A 22645-nucleotide genomic window follows, 5' to 3' on the forward strand; every position below is an offset into this window, starting at 1 on the left:
AAGCCTCATTATTCCCGACTGGGTATACAGCCGATTCCGAGCGGGTACCGGAGCGGACCAAGCAAAATCATTTACTTCCTGCTTGCGAATTAGTTAATTTATTGGAGTTTTTTGAAAGTGATGTTTCTTACCCTTGGAGATGTAAATTTTAACGACTTTATTTTGTGTTTCTTATCTCGTTCGAACAGAACCCGAATCGAAGAATTTTCAATATCAAAGCCATCTTTATAAGTAGCATTTAAGGTGAACTTGGTATTGCTGTTACGATGAATGACCAGTTTATCATTTTCTATAGATATTGATAATTTTGCTTCAACTTCGTCAGAATAGTATTCGCCGATGCAGTCTTTCAAAATAGCTGGACTATTATCTGCCTCTTCTACATTCTCATAAATTACCCCATTTTCGTCTTTTATATAAAATGGTCTCTTTTGGTCTGATTGAAACTTTATTCGGGATGATCCCAGGATAAATTCATTTTCTGCGATAGGCACTAATATTTTACCATTGGTAGTCTGTAGTTTATCATTTTTAACAATTAAACCGATCCCGGTATTTGTTAGCCGATCTTTGTACCAACCGGCATACGTGGTCAATATCTTAGGAGCAACAAGGATGGTGTCAATTTTTGCGTTTCCATTTATAGGCGACTTGTCTTTCAACAAAAGATCGCGTAGTTCCGTCAGTCCCTCTCTTCCTCCATCAAATTCGGAGGTGTTAGATAGCCAGGCAATTGATAATTTTAAATCCGGATAATATTCTAGTGTCGAACGATAAGCAGCAGTAGCGCCATCGTGCATAATGGCTTTCCACCCCCGAAGAGAGTCAATTCTTAACCCAGCAGCATAAGCGTTTTTTCGTCCGTTGTTAAGCGCAATTACGCTAAGTTGATTAGGAAGGAGTGAAGGGCTCCCTAGCTTCCCACTTAAAAAGTAGTTATTCCAACGTAATAGATCCTCAGCCGTGGTTAGTAACCCTCCATTGCCATATACATTTTCGAATGGCATATCGGTAAAGTAAGTACTATTACTTTTTCGATATGCAATTGCCCGATCAGGCACTATTCTGTTCAAGTTCGATCGCCATTGGGTATGCTTCATGCCAGCAGGTTCAAAAATAAAGGAACGAGTAAACTCTTCTAAACTTTTACCTGTTATGCGCTCTACAATGATCGAAAGAAGAACGTAATTTGAATTGCTATATAAATATTCATCCCCTGGTTTATTATTTAAACTTTGTTGATGAACGAGGATATTTAAAACGTCATTGTTACTGTATATCTTAGTTCCTCTGGGCCAGTCAGAAAACGCCATAATACTTCCCCAATCCTTAATGCCGCTGGTGTGATGGATTAGGTGCTGCAGCGTAATCACAGTTTCATAGTCTGGGAGTTCCGGAATATATTTCCGAACATCATCATTTAACGAAAGCTTGCCTGTTTGTTGTAATAATAGAATCGCAGCAGCTGTAAATTGCTTGGATACGGAACCGGCTTCGATAATTGATTCTGTAGTTAAAGACACTCTATGCTCTAAATCGGCAATACCCCAGGCCTTGGAAAATACAATCCGATTGTTTTGACTTATAGCAAGTTGACAGCCTGGACTAGTTGCCTGGTATCGTTCAAATATTTTTTCAATCAAAGCTAAAGTGTCCTGGTGTATCTGGGCAACTGAGGTTTGATAAATAAAAATAATAAAAAAGAGCATTAATTTTTTCATACAATTGTTATCAAATTAACTGATTTGTAACTACTGGAAATTCCGGTAAGCTTTTCCAGTAGATTCTAAAACCGGTTGATCATACAAGCTACTGGTAGCTAATGCTTTTTCTGATCACGGAATGGCATAGTCAAGGCTTCCAGGATATCCAATTAAAGAGCTAATATTCAATATTTTCGTGAAATATTTTACAAAATTGTAGAATCTTTTATTCCTAATGCAAATCTACTTTGTCCCCAATTGGGTTTGTTGAGTTGTCTTTACAGATAGCAGTCCAATTTACTTAAGGAATGAAATATAAACGAACGTGTCTCTTTTTTTTAGTCATCCCAATTGTCGCGCTATTTGCTTTCATCCCTCGTGATGAAAATCCTTTAGAAAAGATAATCAGCTCTTTGTCCAATTGGAGCAAAGTAAACCCTATTGAAAAGGTTTATTTGCATATGGATAAGCCATATTATGCGCTTGGAGATACGATTTGGTTTAAGGCTTACGTAACTGTTGGAAGCCACCATCAGCTGTCGGCAATGAGCGGGGCTTTGTATGTTGATCTTATCAATGAGAAGGATTCCATTTTAAAGACATTGAAATTACCGGTTTCTGCGGGAACTACATTGGGCGATTTCGCCCTTCAGGATGAATGGCACGAAGGCAATTACCGTATCCGTGCCTATACGCAATGGATGAGAAATGCAGGTGAGGATTATTTCTTTGATCATTTGTTTATGGTTAGTAGTTCAACGGCTGATTTGAATCTTGCATCTGAAGGGAATTCTTTAGGTAATAAAACAGCTAAAGTATCTGCTTCAAAAGGTCAGAAGAACGCATCAACTTACGACATACAGTTTTTTCCTGAAGGAGGCAATTTAATTAACGGCGTGGCTGCTAAGGTTGCCTTTAAAGCTGTGGCCCCGAGCGGTTATGGGGCAGCCATTAAAGGAACTGTTGTGGATGATCAGAACACAAATATCATAGAATTTAAAAGCGAGCATGCTGGCATTGGTTATTTCACTTTCAAACCAGAAGAAGGACGTAGCTATTCGGCAAAAGTAACTACGCCCGATGGCAACGAAACTACCATACCCTTGCCGAAGGCAGTTGAGGATGGTTATGCTCTTGCCGTTTTTCAACCAGAAGGAGATAGTGTGTTGGTTCGAATTAATGTTTCAGCTAAACAACTCAACTTATTGAAGCAGAATCCAGCTCCCGTTAGCCTCATTGTACAGTCGGGCGGTGAATCAATATTTACTTTGGGTGTAAATATCAGCACTGTGAGGACATCAATTTGGCTGAAGAAAAGTGAGTTTCCGATGGGAATAGCTCAGTTTACATTGTTTGCCCCTAATGGAGAGCCTTTAAATGAGCGCATTGCCTTTATAAAAAATAAGGATCATATGCAGCTAGAGGTAGCTTCTCCAAAGTCGACTTATAAAAGTAAGGAGAAAGTTGAACTGCAGCTAGTGGCTAGAAATGGAAAAGGAGCGCCGGTTCCGGGGAGTTTCTCCATTTCTGTAACTGATGAAAGTAAGGTTCCTGTAGATGAAGCAGAAGAAAGTACCATCTTCTCTAATATACTGCTTTCGTCTGATCTTAAGGGTTATATCGAAAAACCAAACTATTACTTCACTAAGGATTCAGAGGAGATAAACAGGGAGCTGGATGGTTTAATGTTAACACAAGGCTATAGAAGGTTCAGCTGGAAAGAAATTACAGGGACTAATCCAGTTCTTCCAAAGTTTAAAGCAGAGGAGCTGGGTTCGCCAATTTCCGGTGTGGTAAAAACATTGAGCAATAAAGTCTTTGCTGGTGCCAAAGTAAAGTTGTTTTCGTTGCGAGCAGGGATCATGTTAGATACCATTTCAGATGCGGCAGGCCGGTTCAGTTTCGATAACCTGGTGCTTACCGATAGCATTAAACTTACCGTGCAGGCCATGACAGCAAAAAATGGAAATAAACTGGAACTGATCATTGACACTGCCTCTAAAATGGGTTTGAGTAAACGCAAGTTCAAAAGTTCAGATTCATTGTCTTTCCTATACTCGATGAAAGCTTATGTAGAGCATGTAAAGAAACAAGACGCTCTGGTGAATAAAATGGGGGGATTGAGCAGGGTTCAGCGATTAAAAGAAGTAATTATTTCTGCCAGGAAGAGGGCTAGCCAGCAGTACACGCCACAGGGAATGTTCCAGGTTCCAGATGGTCACAGTGATCAAACCTTTGTATTAACAAAACCCGAAGGCTGCGCTACTTTGGGCATTTGTTTGCAAGGCATGCTTCACGGTGTTGTATTCCGCCCGTCTGGTGTGGTGCGAAACTATCCTTTTTCCAGAAATATTCCTATGAACGTATATCTGGACGGTAGGAAACAGGATGCACAAGAGATTAGTGATATCTTCGACAACAATCAGATTGATCCTTCAGATATTGGAAAGATTGAGGTTTCGCGTACCAATTTGGCATTGTTAAGTATGTTAGGCGGACCGTCATTATTGATTGTCACTAAGAATGGGTATTTCAGAAAAACCTACCAACCGAATATCGTCAATATAACTCCAAAAGGTTTTAATAAAGTGAGGGACTTTTATAATCCTAAATACGCCTCACCGGGTGCGGCAAATGTGGTTCCCGATCTCCGTTCCACAATTTACTGGAACGCAAATGTAAAAACCTATTCTACAGGTAAGGCTACCTTAAATTATTTCAATGCTGATGGCCCCGGTAGTTATAAAGTAGTTGTGGAGGGAATAAATGCAGAAGGTGAATTGGGGAGGCAGGTTTTTAGGTACAAGGTAGAGGCGGGTGATCAGCCATTGCAGACGGAATTTGCGAAAATTGAAGCCAATGCAGCAACTCGGGGATTAGAGAGTTTAAACATTAAATTACCTATGGAAAGGGTGTACCTTCATATCGACAAAACATCTTATAGCATTGGTGATACCCTTTGGTTTAAAGGATACGTAATGAGTGGATCCAATCTGTCGGCCACTAAAGTTAGTGGAGTATTGTTGGTTGAGCTCAACAATGATAGTGCTGAAGTGATACGAAGAATTAGTGTGCCAATTAAGAATGGAGTTGCTATGGCACAAATTCCGCTACCGTCCAAGATTTTTAGGGAAGGTAGTTATACGCTGCGTGCGTACACCAACTGGATGCAAAACTTTGGAGAAGGACATTTCTTTAACCAACGATTTTACCTTGGGCTACCGCAGGCAAACCGTTGGCTGGTTAAGTCATCGGCTGTGCTGGATAGTACTGAAAAAAGTGATGAGTTAAAGGTAGATATGAACCTGTTTAGATTGGATAGAAGTCCTGTGGCGCTACGTGATGTAGAGGTTTACTTGTATGACATGGATAATTATTTATATAAAGAAAAACTTCAAACAGGCTCAGATGGCCGACTCCAGTTTAGTAAAGTATTATCCAAAAGGGTCAACGGTAAAAACATCAGGGTGGAAATAAGGAGCCTTCATCCGGCAGATAAAAGCCAGGTACTACAGGTTCCACTTACTATAGCGCGTACGCAAAAGATAGATCTCCAATTTATGCCAGAAGGAGGTAAGTTGGTTGCCGGTTTAAAATCTGTGGTAGGTTTTAAGGCGCTTGCTGAAAATGGTAAGGGTACATCTGTTGAGGGAAGCATTGTAGATAGAGAAGGTAAGGTGGTTGGCAGTTTTTCCTCCGTTCACAATGGTATGGGATCATTTGAATTTATGCCCTTAACCGGGGAGACTTACACTGCTAAAATTACAAAGCCATCAGGATCAACTAAAGATTACCCTATGCCAAAAGTGAGTAAAGAAGGGGTGGTTATGACGGTGCAGAACTTACAGGAAAGTGATTTTGTAACCTTAAAAATAACCGCAACGCCTAAAGCACTTACTACTGATAGTACTTATTATCTGATAGGAACTACACGTGGTAAAGTCTATTTGTCTGAGCAATTGAGTCCGAAGGAGCAGACATTGAATATACCAAAAACTACTTTCCCAACGGGGGTGTCTCGATTTACATTGTTAAAGGGTACTCAGCCAATTAATGAACGTGTTGTTTTTATCAACCATCATCAAGAACTGGAGGTTAGTCTTGTTCCGGCTAAAACTTCGTATACCAAACGCGCACCCGTAGAGCTTGATATTTTGGTGAAAGATAAAGCTGGGTTTCCCGTTAAGGGGAATTTCTCTCTTGCTGTTACTGATGATAGCCAGGTGTTACCGGATAGCTCTGGGAACCTTGGTATTGCGGTATCCTTTCTAATGAATTCTGGCCTAAGGGGAAATATTGAATCTCCTGCTTATTACCTCGGGAAAACCGCATCTGTTACTGCTCATGTGGACAATTTGATGCTTACTCAAGGTTGGACTGATTACGACTGGAAAAACGTGTTCAATTTTCCCAAAAAGATTCCGTTTGCTGCTGAGGATGGTTACAGGATTACCGGCTTGGTTAAAAATCTGACTGGTAAGCCTGTGGTTAATGCTCCGGTAATGATCTCTTCACGAAAGCCTTATTTCATTAATACCGCAACAACAGACTCTACAGGACGATACGTCTTTAGTGATTTGCCTCCAGTAGATACCGGATCGTTCTTTATTCAGGCAAGAACTGCAAAGGGTAAGACGATGAGAATGGGGGAAATTACTGTTGATCGTTTTAGGGCACCAAAGATTCCGGCAGGGATAGCTGATGTAGTAATGCCTTGGTATGTTAACAGTGATAGTACGCAGATTAAAAACTATAGCAATCGGCTCCAACTGAGAACGGGTGACAAAGATTTTGTGGGCGATGGGGTGCAATTAGCTGAAGTTAGTATCAAAGCAACTAAAATAATTAAAGGTTCTCAGAATCCTTATGGAGAGGGTAAATCCGATTTAGCTTTTGACGCGATTGACATCAAGGAATCAGGTACGACAAATCTCTATCAGCTCTTAAAACAGAAACTACCAGGTTTCAAGTTAATCTATGACTACGAAAATTTGAAGGGTGATCCGGCCATAAGAGTAGGGAAGTATGTGGTTGTTATTGGTAAGGATATTAATATAGATGGTCGAGCGCTAGAGCTTACAGCCGAGCCTGCAGGGTCGATTGAAGGATTCAAAGATGCATTGGCTGAGTACCAATTGGCTAACATCATTGGGGTGGAGGTCATCTATAGTAGAAAATATACAGTTGGGACTGTATATGGGGCAGTGGGCTATAGAGAATATGAATTTGCAAAAATCGAAATCACTACTATGAATGGAAGAGGTTGGTATAGATCTATGAAAAATGATGTAGCCTATTACCAACCACTACCCATCATGCATCCTCAGCAATTTTATAGTCCAATGTACACCACTCCGGTTAGCTCAAAAGATTCGCAAAGCGACAATAGGTCTACGATCTTTTGGGAACCAAATGTTTTAACGGATTCGGAGGGCAGAGCTAAAGTTTCATTTTATACTTCAGACGTTTTAGGCCGATATACCATCAGTTTAGAGGGAAGTGACATGAAAGGTGCATTTGGAAGCGGTAGGAAAGGGGTAATTGTGAAAGAAGAATAGGTGTTGAATTGCCTTTCATCATAGATTAAACTAATTGTTTGCTGATACTCTTATGTATTCTAACAAATCATGTTAGAGAAAGCAAAACTATTATTTATTTTTACTATCATCTATGAAGAAAACTATATTAACATTAAGCCTGTCGTTTCTTTTTATTTCTCTTTTTGGGCAACAAAAAACTTATGATCTGATCATAAGTCATGCTAAAGTTTTAGATGTAAAAACTGGTAATATAGCGGCTAATAGAACGATTCTGATATGGAAAGGTAAAATTGAAGCAGTAATCTCCGAAGGATCAGCTAAATATAAAGCTAGAAAAGTAATCAATGCTCAGGGAAAGTTAGTGACACCTGGTTTTATTGATACCCATATTCATCCAACGGATGTTTTTGGAGATTATAAAAAAGCACCGGCTTTTTTGGCTAAGGATTCTTTGAAAATTTTACGTAAAAAGCTTTCTGATGAATACCTACCCTTTGGAACTACCACTGTATTAACGATGGGGCAACCTGAAAATTGGCTGGATCCACTTTTAAAATGGCAAAAATATCCCCAAGCAGATTATGTTGACTTATTTATAGCAGGAGGTGCACTGATTTCAAAAGAGAAACGTGTGCCTTATATTGGGCACACTACAGTAGAAACAGCTGAGGCTGCAAAACAAAAAGTAAAGGAGTACTATAATAAGGGGATTAAGAGAATTAAATTATACTATCGCTTGCAAAGTCCTGAATTTATATCAGCTTACAAAACAGCAGATAGTCTTGGCATGGGAATCTATGGTCATATTGGTGATTTTAGTTCTGACTATCTAACAATCAATCAAACGTTAGATATTGGATTAATCAATTATGAACATGTAGTCACTATTCCGAATGCTATAATTACATCAGATAAGGACAAAAATTTATTAGCAGACCAATTTAAGGAGCGTTTTGGAGAATTAAATACGGAAGCAAGATACTTGGAATGCTATCTGGAACAGTTTCGTTATATTTATGAATGTAAACTTCCGGAATTGGAAAGTTTTATCAATAAATTGGTCCAAAACAAAGTGACTTTCAGCACCACTATACACAGGGTTTATGAACAGTTTCAGCCCACTTATTATTCAAAGCCCAATGATACTTTACTCACAGCAGCTCAAACTAAAAGATGTTTGGAGAATTTTGGAATATTAATGGAATGTATAAAGATAATGCATGACAAAGGTATTGAAATTCGCTTAGGCTCGGATGGACCGAATGGTGGAAAGATAAATATTTCTGAGCTAATCTTACTTTGTAAATACGGATTTTCAGCTGCTGAAGCTTTTAAAATTGCCACAATAAATGGTGCAAAAGCAATGAAAATTAGTGATCAAGTGGGAACAGTGGAAAGTGGTAAACAAGCCAACCTTTTAATCTGGGATGAAGACCCATTTATCGATTATAATAATTTCAGCAAGAAGAAAACAGTTATTAAAGATGGAGAGGTATTCAAAAAATTAACAATCTAACATTTATAAATTATATGGCAATTAAATCGCCGGTCGACGTTGTAGGCCTTACACTTTGTTTGGAGGTAAAAGTATCAGATACTATTATCCCGGATTATTATTCACTAATCTCTGTAGAGACTCATCACGAGGTAAATCACATCGCATACGCTGAACTAATCTTTGCTGGCGGAGCGATGGAGCCCGGGGTTTTTCCGATTAGTGACAGTGATAGTTTTGTATCTGGAAATAAGATTGAAATTCTTGCGGGTTACAGTGGAGAAGATAAAGTATCTGTATTTAATGGTGTAATTGTTAAAGAAAGTATTGAGGTTAGCGGTAACGGTGGTTTTAGGCTGATGGTGAGTTGTAAACAAGAGGCGATTGGAATGACTTTTAATCATATAGATGTAACTATGCTAGAGTTGAGTGCTGAACCAGTGTTACGGCTTGCTTTTGGCGAGAGTATCCAGAGTTTTAATGTGGAGAGTAATATGTTTACCGAAGCAGCCACGGAAAAGTCAGAAATTGAGGTCAATCCAGACGCTTCCTTGGTGAAAATAGACCAACCGGATTTGAAAGGGAGTGTCAGTTTTCAGGGAAATGGGGCAGTCCATCCCGGGGAATTTGTCTTACTGGAAGGTGTTGGCTCCCGATATAGTGGGAAGGCCTTTGTTTCTTCGGTAAGCCATCATATTGAAGATGGTATTTGGAAAACAACTGTGGGCTTTTCAAAAACTCCTCCGTACCTGGCAAAAGACGATGACAATTATGTCAAGTCGATTGTTAGTAAATGGGGACTTAAAATTATTTTTGATGATACAAAAAGAGCAATCAAGTTGGAAACTCCAGGAGGGAACTCTTTCGTTTTGGATGACGAAAATAAAAAGATCGTAATTGCTGATCACAATGCAAATGTGATTTGTATGGATTCTAATGGAATTAGTATGGAGAGTTACAAAGATGTTAACCTTAAAGCACGTGGGGATATTAGGTTGAACGCCGATGGGAAAATAGAACTGGCGGCTAAGATGGATGCAGTTGTTTCAGGGTTGAACGTGTATAATAAAGCTCAAGTTAGCTTTGTGGCTGAAGGAGTAAGAACTGCTGAAATAAGCTCTTCTGCTCAGACCAAAGTTAAAGGAGCTATTGTAATGATTAATTAACAGATTATGGGAATGATGGCTGCTAGAATAACAGATATGCACGTATGTTCAATGGTTACCCCCGGTGAACCACCGATTCCACATGTAGGTGGGCCTTTGGTTGGGCCTGGAGCCCCTACAGTTTTGATCGGTGGTTTACCGGCTTCTGTAGTGGGAGATATGGCTATTTGTGTAGGTCCTCCGGATTCAGTGATAAAAGGCTCTGAAACCGTGTTGATTTGCGGGAAACCCGCAGTAAGAATGGGTGATCCTACCGCACATGGTGGTACGGTTGTTTTAGGATTTCCGACGGTTTTGATTGGAGGGTAGTAATATTGAAAAACACTGACCCTAAGGTTATTGTGATTTTACCCTTGATAGTTTAGAATATTTTTTATAATCTTGAGGTGAGAGCGTTAATTTAAGAGGCGGCGACTGTCCATTAATTTAGGCAGCGCCGCCTTCTTTTTTCATTAAAGGAGCTCTAAAAGACCATTGTTGAAAGGAAACCTTATAAATGACTGAATGTAGAACACTTTCAGACGCTCAGCTTGTAGACCTCCTGAAGGAAGGGGATCATCATTCATTTACTGAGATTTATAAACGGTACAGTAGCTTGCTTTACATTTATGCCTATAAAAAGCTTCAGGACAAGGAAAGTGCCAAAGATATTATCCAGGAGATATATGTCCATTTATGGAATTCCAGGAGTAATTTAAATATTCAGACTACACTTTCCGGCTACCTTTACAAGGCTGTTTTAAACCGTATACTGAATGTTTTTCGGCATGTGGCCATCACAAAGGAATATGTCTCATCATTCAAAGAAGTTACAGACAATGCATCTGCACAAACGGACTATCGCATTAGGGAAAAAGATCTTAAATCATTAATTGAAAAAGAGATCAACAACCTGCCAGAAAAAATGCGCGAAATATTTCAATTGAGACGTCAGGAATATTTAAGTAACAAAGAAATAGCAGAACGCTTAAATATCTCCGAACATACAGTAGCTACTCAAATCAAAAGAGCATTGAAAACACTTCGGGGAAAACTTGGACTGTTACTTTTTATATATGCTTTTTTAACAGGGATGTTGAAATAAATATTTTTTTTCTCTTCATGTACCCGATTACTAATTCTGACGTGTCTTTGTTATGATTATCTTAAAAAACGCATAGGGTAGATTATGAACGATGAACAAGTAAAGGACTTATTGGAGAGATTTCAGGCCGGGGCATGCTCCGATCAGGAACTTGAAAAAGTGCGTTACTGGCTGCACAAATTCCGTGAGGATGAGCAGTCCGGTTTGTCACAGATTGATCTGGAGACTATCGATGATCAGATGTGGCAGCCTATTCTTAAAGCTACTCAGCCGGAAACGGCCAGAATGATACGCTGGCCATTACGGGTAGCAGTTTCAGCAGCATCGATCATTATCATCCTGGGTGTTTTTATTTATTTCTTCACCAAAGACTCTTCGTATAAAACATATGCAAATGACATTGATCCAGGAAAGAATACTGCCGTACTCATTTTGAGCGATGGTAAAAAGATCAATTTGTTAAATGCTAAAAATGGTTTGCTGGCCCTACAATCTACCACTCAAATTACAAAAACCGAAGAAGGAGAAATTATTTATACCTCTCGAAATGAGCCGCCCCCGTTACAGAACGGGGGCAAAAGCTCATATTCTGGAATTTCAAATACGATTCAAACGCCACGTGGCGGACAATATAAGCTCTCGTTGCCGGACGGCACGAAAGTATGGCTAAACGCTGCTTCATCTCTAACATATCCGATTTCTTTTGGTTGGCTTAAAGAGCGTAGAATAGAGCTGAGCGGCGAAGCCTACTTTGAAGTTGCTAAAGATAAATTACGTCCATTTTTAGTACAAAGTAAAACACAAACTGTAAAAGTATTTGGAACACGGTTTAATATCAGTACCTATTCTGATGACCAGTTTACAAATACAACGCTGCTTGAAGGTAGTGTTCTGGTTAACCAGATTACCCTTAAACCCGGACAGCAGGCTGTGAATTCAGGAACGGCGATTAAAGTGAATGTTGTGGATCCCAATGATGTTATTGCCTGGAAAGAAGGAGAATTTTCTTTTAGAAACGAACCTCTTCAAAATATCATGAAGAAAATATCAAGATGGTACAACGTGGATGTTGTTTATCAAAATAAAGAAGCCGGTAAACAGATTTTTGGCGGTACCATATCCAAATATGGAAAAATCTCACAGATACTTCACATGCTAGAGTTAACCGGTGATGTAAAATTCAGGGTAGAAGGAAAAACAATCACCGTTTTATAGAAAATTTAGTTTCCCGACTAGAGATTCATCAAAATAATGTAATTTGCATCAAAAAATTAATGCACAGAAAAGGTGTATTAATTGAGACTATTAGTATAAATGCGATTACTTACCTCTATCATATTTGCTGGTTTATTATTGATCAGTTCATCCATTTTTGCTCAAAATCTAACCTTTGTAAAGAAGGAGGTAAGCCTCATCCGCCTCTTCAAGGAGATTAAGAAACAAACGAACTTTAACGTGATCTGGAATGAAGGTAAACTTGATGCAGAAGTTACTATTAATGCCGATTTCACAAATGCTTCTTTAGAGGAAGTAATGACAACAGCTCTAAACGGACAGGGACTTACCTATACCATCAGCGATAAAACAATCATCGTGACCGTAAAGGAGCTGTCTTTTGCAGAAAAGGTGGTAAAGCTTTTCAGCTCCATTGAAGTAAGAGGTAGCGTTAAAGGTGAAGATAACCTCCCGCTTAGCGGAGCAATGGTAAGTGTTAAAGATCGTAAGAAATATACTTATACGGATAGTAATGGTGAATTTAAATTAGAAAGCATTCAGCCGGATGCCGTTTTAATCATTTCATGTCTTGGTCATCAACCAAAAGTAATCAAAGCAAATGAAGACCTGAAGAACCTCAAACTAACAATGATCAGTGGTGAGCTGAAAGAAGTGGAGATCGTATCTAATGGTTATCAAAGTTTACCAAAAGAAAGAGCAACCGGATCTTTTGTTCAAATAGATAAAGCTTCAGTAGACCGGTCTGTTACAACAACGATACTGAATAGGTTAGATGGTATAAGTAGTGGGTTAATATTTGCCTCTCCTGAAGCTCGGAAAATTGGACAAAGTGCTATTGAGATCCATGGTCGTTCTACTTTATTTGGCAACGCGGAACCATTAATTGTGTTAGACAATTTTCCATATGATGGGGATTTAAACAATATCAATCCCAACGATGTGGAGAGTATCACGATACTTAAAGATGCTGCCGCAGCGTCTGCATGGGGTACCCGCTCAGGAAATGGAGTAATTGTGATTACTACCAAAAAAGGGGCTTTGAATACTGCCCCAAGAATTGGATTTAATGCCAGTGTATCAGTTAGCAATAAACCTGATCTCTATTATTCACCGCAACTCAGTTCTTCTGAATTTATTGATGTTCAGAAGTTCTTATATGATAAAGGTGCCTATAATATTGTAATTAATGACGGTTATTCTGCTCTTCCTCCAGCTGTAGAAATTTTTCGAAACCCATCTGACCCGAATTATCAGTCTAAATTAAATGCCTTAAGAAACTATGATATCCGGGATCAGTTATCAAAATATTTTTATCGGCCTAGTATTAATCAGCAGTACCAGGTAAATATTGGTGGAGGGGGTCGTAATCAAAGATATTATGTTTCCGCTGGCTATGATCGTAATTTGGAAAATAGAGTTGGGAATAGCTTTAACAGGATCAATCTAAATGTTAACAATACCTATTATTTTTTCAAGAATAAGTTAGAATTATCCAGTGCTATATTTTTCACAAAGAGTAATGATAAGGCCGGTCCATCTTATTATTTCAATAATCCTTATGACCAAGTTGCAGATATAAATGGCAATCCATTAGCTGTAGCTAATACATTAAGGTTATCTTATGCTCAAACAGCCGGTGATGGGAAACTACTCAATTGGTTATATAAGCCTTTGGACGAACTCAATAACAGGTATAATACTGAAGAGACAAATCTAAATGATTACCGGATCAATCTTTCTCTAACTTATAAAATTTTGAATGGTTTAAGAGCATCTGTATTGTACAACTATGAAAAGGGTAAATCTAAAACGGATGTAATTCATGAGTTAGAATCTTTTTACACTCGGAATTTGATCAATAGAATTACTCAAATTGATCCCGCTACAGGAGCAGTGAAATACCCTATTCCAATGGGCGATATCAATTCTAACCAAATTTCTTATAATGAATCCCATAATGGGAGATTTCAACTTAGTGAAGAGAAAGCATGGGGAAAACATGCGGTAAATGTGGTTGCTGGAACGGAAGTAAGGGAGCTAAAAGTAGATGCTGCTCGAAATGTATTCTACGGATATAATAAAGTAACGGGTAGCAACCGAAATTCGGAAATTAATCTTGCAATTGATTATCCTTATTTTTATGGGCCTAATTCGGAAAGGTTAAAGCTGAATAAAATAACTAGTGGTTCTGTTGACCGTTTTTTTTCCTATTATTTTAATGCGGCTTATACATACGCAGAAAAATATATAATTTCTTTTAGCGCGAGAAAGGATGAATCGAATTTATTTGGAATGAACACTAATCAAAAAGGGGTACCCTTATGGAGTACGGGTTTTTCCTGGATACTTAATAAAGAAAGTTTTTATCATGTAAATTGGTTGCCTTCCTTGAAATTAAGGGCAACTTATGGATATACAGGAAATGTAGATAATAGCCTTTCGGCGTATTTAACAACTGAAACCAGTATATTTACCAATCCTTATAATTCACCATATTCCACGATTACAAATCCCCCCAATCCATCTTTCAGATGGGAGAAGATAAGAAATACAAACATTGGAGTGGATTTTTCATCAGAGAACAATAGATTTAATGGAAGTATAGACTTGTGGCAGAAAAAAGGATTAGATCTTATTGGGAAAAGCCCTATTTCCCCACAAACCGGTGTAACAATATATAAGGGTAACTCCGCAAACACATTGACCAAAGGCATAGATATTCAATTAAACCACATTAATCTCCAAGGAATAGTGAAATGGTCTACAACATATCTGTATAACTATACAATCAGTAAAGTAACCGATTATAAAGTCTCGAATGGAACAAACAGCAATGTAGTTTCATCTAATTATACTAATCCTTTACAGGGCTATCCCTACCTGGCTATTTTTAGCTATAAATATGCCGGATTAAATAAGACTGGAGATGCACAAGGTTACCTAAATGGAGCAGTGAGTACAGATTACAGCGGGATTTATAATTCTACTAATCGAGATGAATTGATTTATAATGGCTCTGCAAGCCCTACAAATTTCGGCAGTTTATTAAATACTCTAGAATATAAAAATTTTAGTTTATCTTTTAATATTTCCTATAATATGGGTTATTATTTTAGAAGAAACTCATTAAATAATGCCGCGCTTTATGAGGGGCTTTACTTGCAGTCTGATTATGAAAAAAGATGGCAAAAGCCTGGAGATGAAAATCATACTTTAGTTCCAGCATTGACGTATCCGGTCAATATCGAGAGGACTAACTTGTATCTTTATTCTGAAGCATTAGTTGAAAAAGCAGATAATATCCGATTGAAAGATATTCGTTTGGTATATACCTTTCCTGTAAGATCTGGCCTTCCTTTCAAAAATTTAAATTTATTTGCGTATGCTCATAATGTTGGTATTCTTTGGCGAGCGAATTCCTATAATCTAGATCCCGACTATCCAACTGGCATACCTCAAGTAAGAACAATTGCTTTTGGGGTCAAAGCAGATTTATAAAGGACAAATTTAAACCACAAGAAAAAATGAATATTTCAAAAACCTGGATTTACATTATAGCGGTATTACTGATTATTCCTTCATGTAAAAAATCAGATTTTTTAAATAAAAAACCTAGTTCATTAATAAATATCCCATCCACTTTAACAGATTTTCAACTCTTATTAGACAATACAATAGTAATGAATACTACAGGGGGACTAAGCCAAGTCTCAGCAGATGATCATGAAATATCATCCACAAATTATCAAACAATAAGTACGACAGAAAGGAATGCATATATCTGGGATAAAGTTTTATATGGTGCTGAAATTGGTATTCAGGATTGGAATGCCCCTTATCAGCAAGTTTTTTATGCCAATGTCGTATTGGAAGGCTTAGCAAAATCAGATAGCGCAACTTCAGCACAGGCTCAAACTCTTAAAGGATGGGCATTATTTGCCCGTGCTTTTGCTTTTTACGACCTAACCAGAAATTTCTGCAAAGCCTACGATGACAAATCTGCTGACCAAGATCTCGGCATTCCATTAAGACTTTCTTCATCAATTGATTATTTAAAACCAAGAAGTACATTGCAACAAAGTTTTAATCAGATTTTTGATGACCTAAATGCGAGTATTGCCTTGTTACCGTCGGAAAGACCATCAGCCAATTTGAACCGGCCGTCAAAAATTGCTGCTTACGCATTATTATCTAGAGTCTATCTTGATATGCGGAATTATAAAGACGCAGAATACTATGCAGACCAAACCTTAACATTTTACAGCACTTTAATAGATTATAATACTGTTAATCAAACCTCAACGACACCTTTTTCTAGAACCAATGATGAATTGATATGCAACTATAGTCAGGTTCCGACTTATGGGTTTCTCACTGGTAGTCATTCAACATACCCTGTAAGGATATCATCCTCATTAATTAAATTATATTCAGAAAATGACCTTCGTTTAAAAGTATATTATAGTGAGGTGCCAGAAGGTGGATACTACAAAAAGCGCGGATACAATGGAATGGGTTTTTATCCATTTACAGGACTGGCGACTGACGAGCAATATTTAATTAAAGCTGAATGCCTAGCCAGAAGAGGAGAAACAAAATTGGCTATGGACAAATTAAATCTTCTGTTGATCAATCGTTTTGACAAAAGAATAACATTTAAACCTTTAACAGCTCTTTCTTCAGAAGAAGCATTGTCCAAGATTTTATTAGAAAGAAGAAAGGAGTTGGTATGGAGAAATTTAAGATGGCATGATATTAAACGTCTGAACAAAGGGGGGGCTAATATTACATTAACACGGACTCTTAATGGGATCGGCTATACCTTACCACCAAACGACGCCAGATATGTATTCTCTATTCCAAATGATGAAATTGCTTTAAGTGGTATCGAACAAAATAACAGATAAGCCACTTCAACAATTAAGACTGCAAGTTAATGCAGTCTTAATTATAAGCATTTTATAACATCTATGGTATATACAAACCGTTATTCGCAGATTGAGCAATGGGTGTAACAGATGGCATTGCACTTACTGGAAAACTCGTTCCTTGAGAAGTTGAATATGCCACATAACATTTATGATTAGCATTTCCCAAACAATTAGCTGGGTCAATTTCTTCTTCAGTTTCTCGATAGAAGCCAGAACTAGTTAGAACATAATAATAGGTTGCAACACGCCTTTTTGAAGCCAAACTTGTAAACGTACTTGCACCCAATGCAACTCCCGTTGCAAAAAGCCCGATAAATAATCGTTTCATAATAATTAAATAAAAAAATGTTGGTTTATTTTTACTGGATTTCTTTTAACAGGCCACAGTATTTCCCTGTATTTTCATTCTAATTTCTCTATTTCTTATACAGCCTAAGCCCGAAGACGGCCAGTGCTATAAATATCATATTGAAAAAAATATGCTGCGTCCAACTCAAAGAGCTGATTACGCCCCCGCAGAGACAAGGCAGCGTAGATCCTGAATTCACCATGTACACCAGATATACAGTGAATACAATCATTAAAAGGAGAGAGAAGAAAAGTCCTGTTCTTTTGGTTTTATTGATCAGCAGTAACCCACTTAGAATGAGTTCTGTTATAGGAATTAAGTAAGCTAGAAGTATATTGAAATGACCGAGCAGGGGAGACTTCCCCAGCACTTTAGTGAAACGATCAAAAGCCATGGATTTACTTGCTGCTGTATATACAAAAAGCATAATAAAAACAAAAGTGATCACATCAAAAACGAGTTCTTTTTTTTTTGTGGAGAGCGGAAAGGTCGATTTTTTGCTTAAAGTTGTTCCCATATTCTTTAGAGTCATTTCTTAATCAAATTCCATAATTAAACTTCGAAATATATTGTTGATGCAAACTTCTTGAGAAGTTAGCGGAAAAAACTGATCCGGAAGTAATAAAAGAACCGTGACTTATCGATTTTAACTATTTTTAACATAAATACCTGATAACCTTAGGTATATCACCATAAATTCATTTGATCTTACCTTGGTTTAGCCGTTCAGAAGGCTTGATATATTGGTTGAGACCGAGTTAGTTTATAAAAACCCACCAATAGTTACGATGAGAACGTAAAAACCCCATCAATTGATCAATTGATGGGGTTTTTACGTTTTGATATTTAATCTGGTGATCCCGCTGGGATTCGAACCCAGGACCACTACATTAAAAGTGTAATGCTCTACCAGCTGAGCTACGGAATCATTTCTCATCAAACAAAAAACTTTAAACTCCTTTAAAGTTTGGTGATCCCGCTGGGATTCGAACCCAGGACCACTACATTAAAAGTGTAATGCTCTACCAGCTGAGCTACGGAATCATGCTCCTTTTGTTTGATGAGGGTGCAAAGATAGGATTATAAACTTATTTTGCTAAATATATTTCGAAATATTTTCAATTATTTTGATGTTTTTAGCTAACTCTTTAATTCTCATAGCAGTGCGTTTTCACTATTTCTGAAAATAATTTTATTTAATCCTTTTCATTACGATCGGTTCAGGGATATCTACTATTAAAGGCACCTTTTCAACGGTAACAAAACTAGAGTCTAAACCAAAACCTCTCTTTTCAGAAATACTTAACAGCTTTAATATCCTGTGGTACGACATCGTTACACGCTCAATAAACTTCAAACTATTAGAGTTTGATATGATCTTCTCTAAAACAACAAATCTAAAGTCTCCGGGGATCTTTTGCTCTTTTAAAGATTCATATTTACTGGTGATGTCAATCTCGCCACTAAGTACTAATTCTTCAACTACTTTTCTGAACAATGCATTAACCCTTTGTTCAACCCTAAAACCTAGTCTAAAATCGATTCTAATCAATTTTCCCGGTATCATTTGGTCTACTTCATATTCGAGGGTATAAGGCTCGTCAGTAACGTCTACGTGCAGCAACCAGTAAACATCAGCTCTTTTAGGATGCTTTTGTATAATGGAGTAAATAACTGATGATTCAACCTCACTATTAAAGTTGGCACTAGTTAGGTAAACAAGGTTTGATGCGTATTTAGCAATGGACTGATCGGCACTTATATTTTTAATCAGTTGATAAAAATCCTGAATGTCTACAAACTTCATGTATCTGTTTCTGATTCTGCGTCCATTAAACCATGTCCACATTACTGAGAATAATGCGATACCCAGGATTAGAGTAAACCATCCGCCATGAAGAATCTTCGCAGCATTACCAGCTAAAAACGTTAATTCAATAATACCGTAGATCAATAAGAATATCGCTATTAAATACTTTGGTACCTTTTTTCTCATTAGGAATACTGAAACCAGAATAGTAGTCATTAGCATGGCTACTGTGATGGATAAGCCATAAGCGGCCTCCATATTAACTGACTTCTGGAAAATCAATACCACAATAATACAGCCTACCATTAATATCCAGTTCATTGAAGGAACATACAATTGGCCTTTCTGCTCACTTGGATAGTTAATTTTAACTTTTGGCCATAAATTTAACCTAACAGCCTCTGCTATTAGTGTAAATGAGCCTGAAATAAGCGCCTGACTGGCAATGGCTGCCGCTACAGTTGCAATTGCGATACCATAGATCAGGAACCAATCTGGCATTAAATGATAAAATGGATTTACATCACCTAAATGGGTACCTTGTAAATGCCATAGCCAAACACCTTGGCCCATGTAGTTTAATATCAAACATATCTTTACGTAAATCCAGCTAATTCTGATGTTAGAGCGTCCACAGTGACCTAAATCAGAATATAGGGCCTCAGCTCCGGTAGTACATAAAAACACCGCTCCGATGATTAAAAAGGCTTCTGGATTGGTGGTAAGGATATGATAAGCATAATATGGGTTAATCGCCTTTAGTATCTCAGGCAGTTCCATGATTTGAGCAAAACCTAAAACAGCAATCATGGTAAACCAAAGCCACATAATAGGGCCAAAGGCTTTACCCACAAGTGAAGTTCCGAATTGCTGCAAGCCAAAAAGGAAAATGATAATGGCCAGTACAATAGGTACAGTAGGCAAATCTTGATAAATAAGCCCTAAACCCTCAATAGCAGCCGAAACCGTAACTGCAGGGGTCATTATACCATCGGCAAGTAAGGCAGCTCCACCCACCATTGCAGGTATAATCAGCCATTTGGCTTTTCGCTTGACCAAAGAGAAAAGAGAGAAAATCCCGCCTTCACCCTTGTTGTCAGCTTGTAATGTGATAATAACGTATTTAATGGTGGTTTGTAAAGTAAGTGTCCATACGATACAGGATAGACCTCCTAAAATGAGGTCTTGTGTAATCAGTCGATCTCCGATAATAGCTTTAAATACATAAAGGGGAGAGGTACCGATATCCCCGTAAATGATACCTAAACTAATTAGTAAACCTGCTGCACTTAGCTTTTGAATGTGTTTATGATGGCCCATGGCTTTTTAAAAATAACGCGGCAAATGTATGAATAATCTGTAATGAAAAAACCCCGGTAGAAAATTAGCTGTAAAGCCAAGATTCTTACCGGGGTTAGGTGATAAAATCACCTCTCCGTACAACTTACTTTTTATGGATTCATCTTAACAAGAGAAGGGTTATAAAGTTTGTCTGTAATGCCTTTTAATTTGGCTGCAGGCACTTTAATTACTTTTCTGTCATAAGTCATCAATCCGTTAGTTTCTTGCTCAACATCAGTAGTTTGAGTATATACTGCTGCAGAAAGTCCTTTTTTGATCAATCCTTCCATTTCGGTTAAGAATGATGCATATTTATCAAATAGCTCATCAGCAGTTTTAAACGACTGATATCCCCAGTTGTCTTTTTCTTTCCATGTGTGTCCTGGTACAGGTAATCCTAAACCACCATATTCACCTAAAACAATTGCATGAGTTGGGCCAAATAAATCTGGTCTTGGCATTCTAGGGTTAGGGTAGTGGTGTAAATCAACAATGTCACCGGTAACTACGTGGTTACCACCACTAGCACTGTTTACTAAGCGAGAAGGATCTTTTTCTTTAGTCCACTCCGCGATTTCTTTAGTTTTGAACTGACCCCATGCTTCATTAAAGGGAGTCCAAACAATAATACTAGGGAAGTTATGCAAATCATCCATGATCTTGTTCCATTCCTTGCGGTAGATAGCTTCAGATTCAGCAGAACGATCTTTATCAGTGCCGCCCATAGTACCTAAATTAGGCTCCCACTGGTTACCCAAATCTCCACTTGGCATATCTTGCCATACTAAAATACCTTGTTTATCGCACTCATAATACCAACGAGCCGGCTCTACTTTAATGTGCTTACGGATCATGTTGAAGCCCATTTCTTTGGTTTTAATGATGTCGAATATTAAAGCTTCGTCAGTTGGAGCGGTGTATAAGCCATCTGGCCACCATCCTTGATCTAATGGACCGTATTGGAATACAAATTTGTCATTCAATAGCATTCTCTGGATACCATTTGCATCCGGACCCATTGATGATTTACGCATTGCAAAATAGCTTTTTACTTCATCAACAGTTTTTCCATTGCGTACTACTGCAACTTTTAAGTCGTATAGAAACGGACTAGATGGAGACCATAATTTAGGGTTAGCAAGAACCAATGTAGCTTCTTCGGTAGCATCTACTTCTTGTTCAGAAACTTTAGTAGTACCATCAAAAGCAGTAATTTTTAACTTATCGCCAGCTTGTGCAGATTTTACATCAGCAGAGATAGTTAATGATTTGGCATCAACATCAGGTGTTTGTTTAGTTGAAGCGATATAAGTTGGAGCTACGCTTTCTAACCAAACTGTTTGCCAGATACCGGTAACTGGTGTATACCAAATACCTTCTGGTTTTATTTGTTGTTTACCTCTAGGTTGAGGGCCGTTATCAGTAGGATCCCAAACGCTAACGGTTAATTCTTGTTTGCCACCTTTTTTAAGGAAAGGAGTAATGTCAAAAGAAAATGGATCAAATCCACCTTCGTGCGTGCCAACTTTCTTTCCATTCAAATAGATTTCTGATTTCCAGTCTACCGCACCAAAATGCAATAAAATGGTGTTTTTCATATTAGAAGGAATAGTGAAGCTGGTTTGATACCATAATAAACTGTCTTTGCCAACAGTTTTACCTACACCAGATAAAGAAGATTCAACTGCAAAAGGAACTAATATTTTACCTTGGTAAGCTTTTGGCTCGCTTTCATTTTTTGGATTTATACTGTAGTTCCATAAGCCGTTTAAGTTTTTCCAGTTGTTACTACGTACCAATTGTGGTCGTGGATACTCAGGAAGTGGTGCTGCCGGGTTTAGTTTTTCTGCCCATGGAGTGGAGATTTTTCCGGGTACAGGCTTCCAGGTTTGTGACTGTGCTGAGACTATCAGCGACTGGGAAAGGCATAGCCCGATTAGTAAGGAGAATAATTTCATAAATTAATACTTGGTTTAATGATTTGTGCGTT

At 38.0% G+C, this 22645-nt stretch carries 13 protein-coding genes and 2 tRNA genes; 8 read left to right on the forward strand and 7 right to left on the reverse strand.

Features of this window, described 5'->3' with window-relative positions; genetic code table 11:
- Nucleotides 1-98 precede the first annotated feature (98 nt).
- A complete protein-coding gene (locus HQN83_RS06455; protein WP_173089508.1) occupies nt 99-1721 on the reverse strand; it encodes a serine hydrolase domain-containing protein in 1623 nt (540 codons plus the stop codon).
- A gap of 290 nt (nt 1722-2011) precedes the next feature.
- Here HQN83_RS06455 and HQN83_RS06460 point away from each other — a divergent pair, with 290 nt between their 5' ends.
- The 8 genes from HQN83_RS06460 (at nt 2012) to HQN83_RS06495 (ending at nt 17131) form a co-directional block, all read left to right on the forward strand.
- Nucleotides 2012-7261, forward strand: a complete 5250-nt coding sequence (locus HQN83_RS06460; RefSeq protein ID WP_173089509.1) for a carboxypeptidase-like regulatory domain-containing protein — start codon at nt 2012-2014, stop codon at nt 7259-7261.
- Between the two features lie 112 nt (nt 7262-7373).
- Nucleotides 7374-8759, forward strand: coding sequence for an amidohydrolase family protein (locus HQN83_RS06465; protein ID WP_173089510.1), 1386 nt, complete (start codon nt 7374-7376; stop codon nt 8757-8759).
- A 14-nt stretch (nt 8760-8773) separates the two neighbouring features.
- Nucleotides 8774-9904, forward strand: coding sequence for a hypothetical protein (locus HQN83_RS06470; protein WP_173089511.1), 1131 nt, complete (start codon nt 8774-8776; stop codon nt 9902-9904).
- 12 nt (nt 9905-9916) lie between these two features.
- The gene (locus HQN83_RS06475) at nt 9917-10213 is read left to right on the forward strand and encodes a PAAR domain-containing protein (RefSeq protein WP_217277343.1); all 297 of its coding nucleotides are present in this window, start codon (nt 9917-9919) and stop codon (nt 10211-10213) included.
- Between the two features lie 187 nt (nt 10214-10400).
- Entirely contained in the window at nt 10401-10988 is a 588-nt protein-coding gene (locus HQN83_RS06480) for an RNA polymerase sigma factor (protein ID WP_173089513.1), read from the forward strand.
- 84 nt (nt 10989-11072) lie between these two features.
- Complete coding sequence (locus HQN83_RS06485) at nt 11073-12203, forward strand: FecR family protein (RefSeq protein WP_173089514.1); 1131 nt, start codon at nt 11073-11075, stop codon at nt 12201-12203.
- Nucleotides 12204-12302: 99 nt separating this feature from the next.
- On the forward strand, nt 12303-15722 hold the full coding sequence (locus HQN83_RS06490; protein WP_173089515.1) for a SusC/RagA family TonB-linked outer membrane protein: 3420 nt from the start codon (nt 12303-12305) through the stop codon (nt 15720-15722).
- A 26-nt stretch (nt 15723-15748) separates the two neighbouring features.
- Complete coding sequence (locus HQN83_RS06495) at nt 15749-17131, forward strand: RagB/SusD family nutrient uptake outer membrane protein (protein WP_173089516.1); 1383 nt, start codon at nt 15749-15751, stop codon at nt 17129-17131.
- 61 nt (nt 17132-17192) lie between these two features.
- Here HQN83_RS06495 and HQN83_RS06500 read toward each other — a convergent pair whose 3' ends face one another.
- The 6 genes from HQN83_RS06500 to HQN83_RS06525 form a co-directional block, all read right to left on the reverse strand.
- On the reverse strand, nt 17193-17483 hold the full coding sequence (locus HQN83_RS06500) for a hypothetical protein (protein WP_173089517.1): 291 nt from the start codon (nt 17481-17483) through the stop codon (nt 17193-17195).
- An 88-nt stretch (nt 17484-17571) separates the two neighbouring features.
- The gene (locus HQN83_RS06505) at nt 17572-18021 is read right to left on the reverse strand and encodes a MauE/DoxX family redox-associated membrane protein (RefSeq protein WP_173089518.1); all 450 of its coding nucleotides are present in this window, start codon (nt 18019-18021) and stop codon (nt 17572-17574) included.
- A gap of 335 nt (nt 18022-18356) precedes the next feature.
- Nucleotides 18357-18432: transfer RNA gene (locus tag HQN83_RS06510), tRNA-Lys, on the reverse strand.
- 40 nt (nt 18433-18472) lie between these two features.
- A tRNA-Lys gene (locus HQN83_RS06515) sits at nt 18473-18548 on the reverse strand.
- A 148-nt stretch (nt 18549-18696) separates the two neighbouring features.
- Nucleotides 18697-20634, reverse strand: coding sequence for a KUP/HAK/KT family potassium transporter (locus HQN83_RS06520; protein ID WP_173089519.1), 1938 nt, complete (start codon nt 20632-20634; stop codon nt 18697-18699).
- Nucleotides 20635-20765: 131 nt separating this feature from the next.
- Nucleotides 20766-22613 carry a glycoside hydrolase family 2 protein gene (locus HQN83_RS06525; protein WP_173089520.1) on the reverse strand — a complete coding sequence of 616 codons (1848 nt, stop codon included), beginning with the start codon at nt 22611-22613 and terminating at the stop codon, nt 20766-20768.
- Nucleotides 22614-22645: the final 32 nt, after the last annotated feature.

Origin of the sequence: Pedobacter foliorum (genome assembly GCF_013266735.1) — a bacterium.
Lineage (GTDB): Bacteria > Bacteroidota > Bacteroidia > Sphingobacteriales > Sphingobacteriaceae > Pedobacter > Pedobacter foliorum.

Coding starts and splice junctions, on each gene's coding strand:
- HQN83_RS06455 (WP_173089508.1), bottom strand. CDS start 1,721: ATGAAAAAATTAATGCTCTTTTTTATTATTTTTATTTATCAAACCTCA.
- HQN83_RS06460 (WP_173089509.1), top strand. CDS start 2,012: ATGAAATATAAACGAACGTGTCTCTTTTTTTTAGTCATCCCAATTGTC.
- HQN83_RS06465 (WP_173089510.1), top strand. CDS start 7,374: ATGAAGAAAACTATATTAACATTAAGCCTGTCGTTTCTTTTTATTTCT.
- HQN83_RS06470 (WP_173089511.1), top strand. CDS start 8,774: ATGGCAATTAAATCGCCGGTCGACGTTGTAGGCCTTACACTTTGTTTG.
- HQN83_RS06475 (WP_217277343.1), top strand. CDS start 9,917: ATGATGGCTGCTAGAATAACAGATATGCACGTATGTTCAATGGTTACC.
- HQN83_RS06480 (WP_173089513.1), top strand. CDS start 10,401: ATGACTGAATGTAGAACACTTTCAGACGCTCAGCTTGTAGACCTCCTG.
- HQN83_RS06485 (WP_173089514.1), top strand. CDS start 11,073: ATGAACGATGAACAAGTAAAGGACTTATTGGAGAGATTTCAGGCCGGG.
- HQN83_RS06490 (WP_173089515.1), top strand. CDS start 12,303: ATGCGATTACTTACCTCTATCATATTTGCTGGTTTATTATTGATCAGT.
- HQN83_RS06495 (WP_173089516.1), top strand. CDS start 15,749: ATGAATATTTCAAAAACCTGGATTTACATTATAGCGGTATTACTGATT.
- HQN83_RS06500 (WP_173089517.1), bottom strand. CDS start 17,483: ATGAAACGATTATTTATCGGGCTTTTTGCAACGGGAGTTGCATTGGGT.
- HQN83_RS06505 (WP_173089518.1), bottom strand. CDS start 18,021: ATGGGAACAACTTTAAGCAAAAAATCGACCTTTCCGCTCTCCACAAAA.
- HQN83_RS06520 (WP_173089519.1), bottom strand. CDS start 20,634: ATGGGCCATCATAAACACATTCAAAAGCTAAGTGCAGCAGGTTTACTA.
- HQN83_RS06525 (WP_173089520.1), bottom strand. CDS start 22,613: ATGAAATTATTCTCCTTACTAATCGGGCTATGCCTTTCCCAGTCGCTG.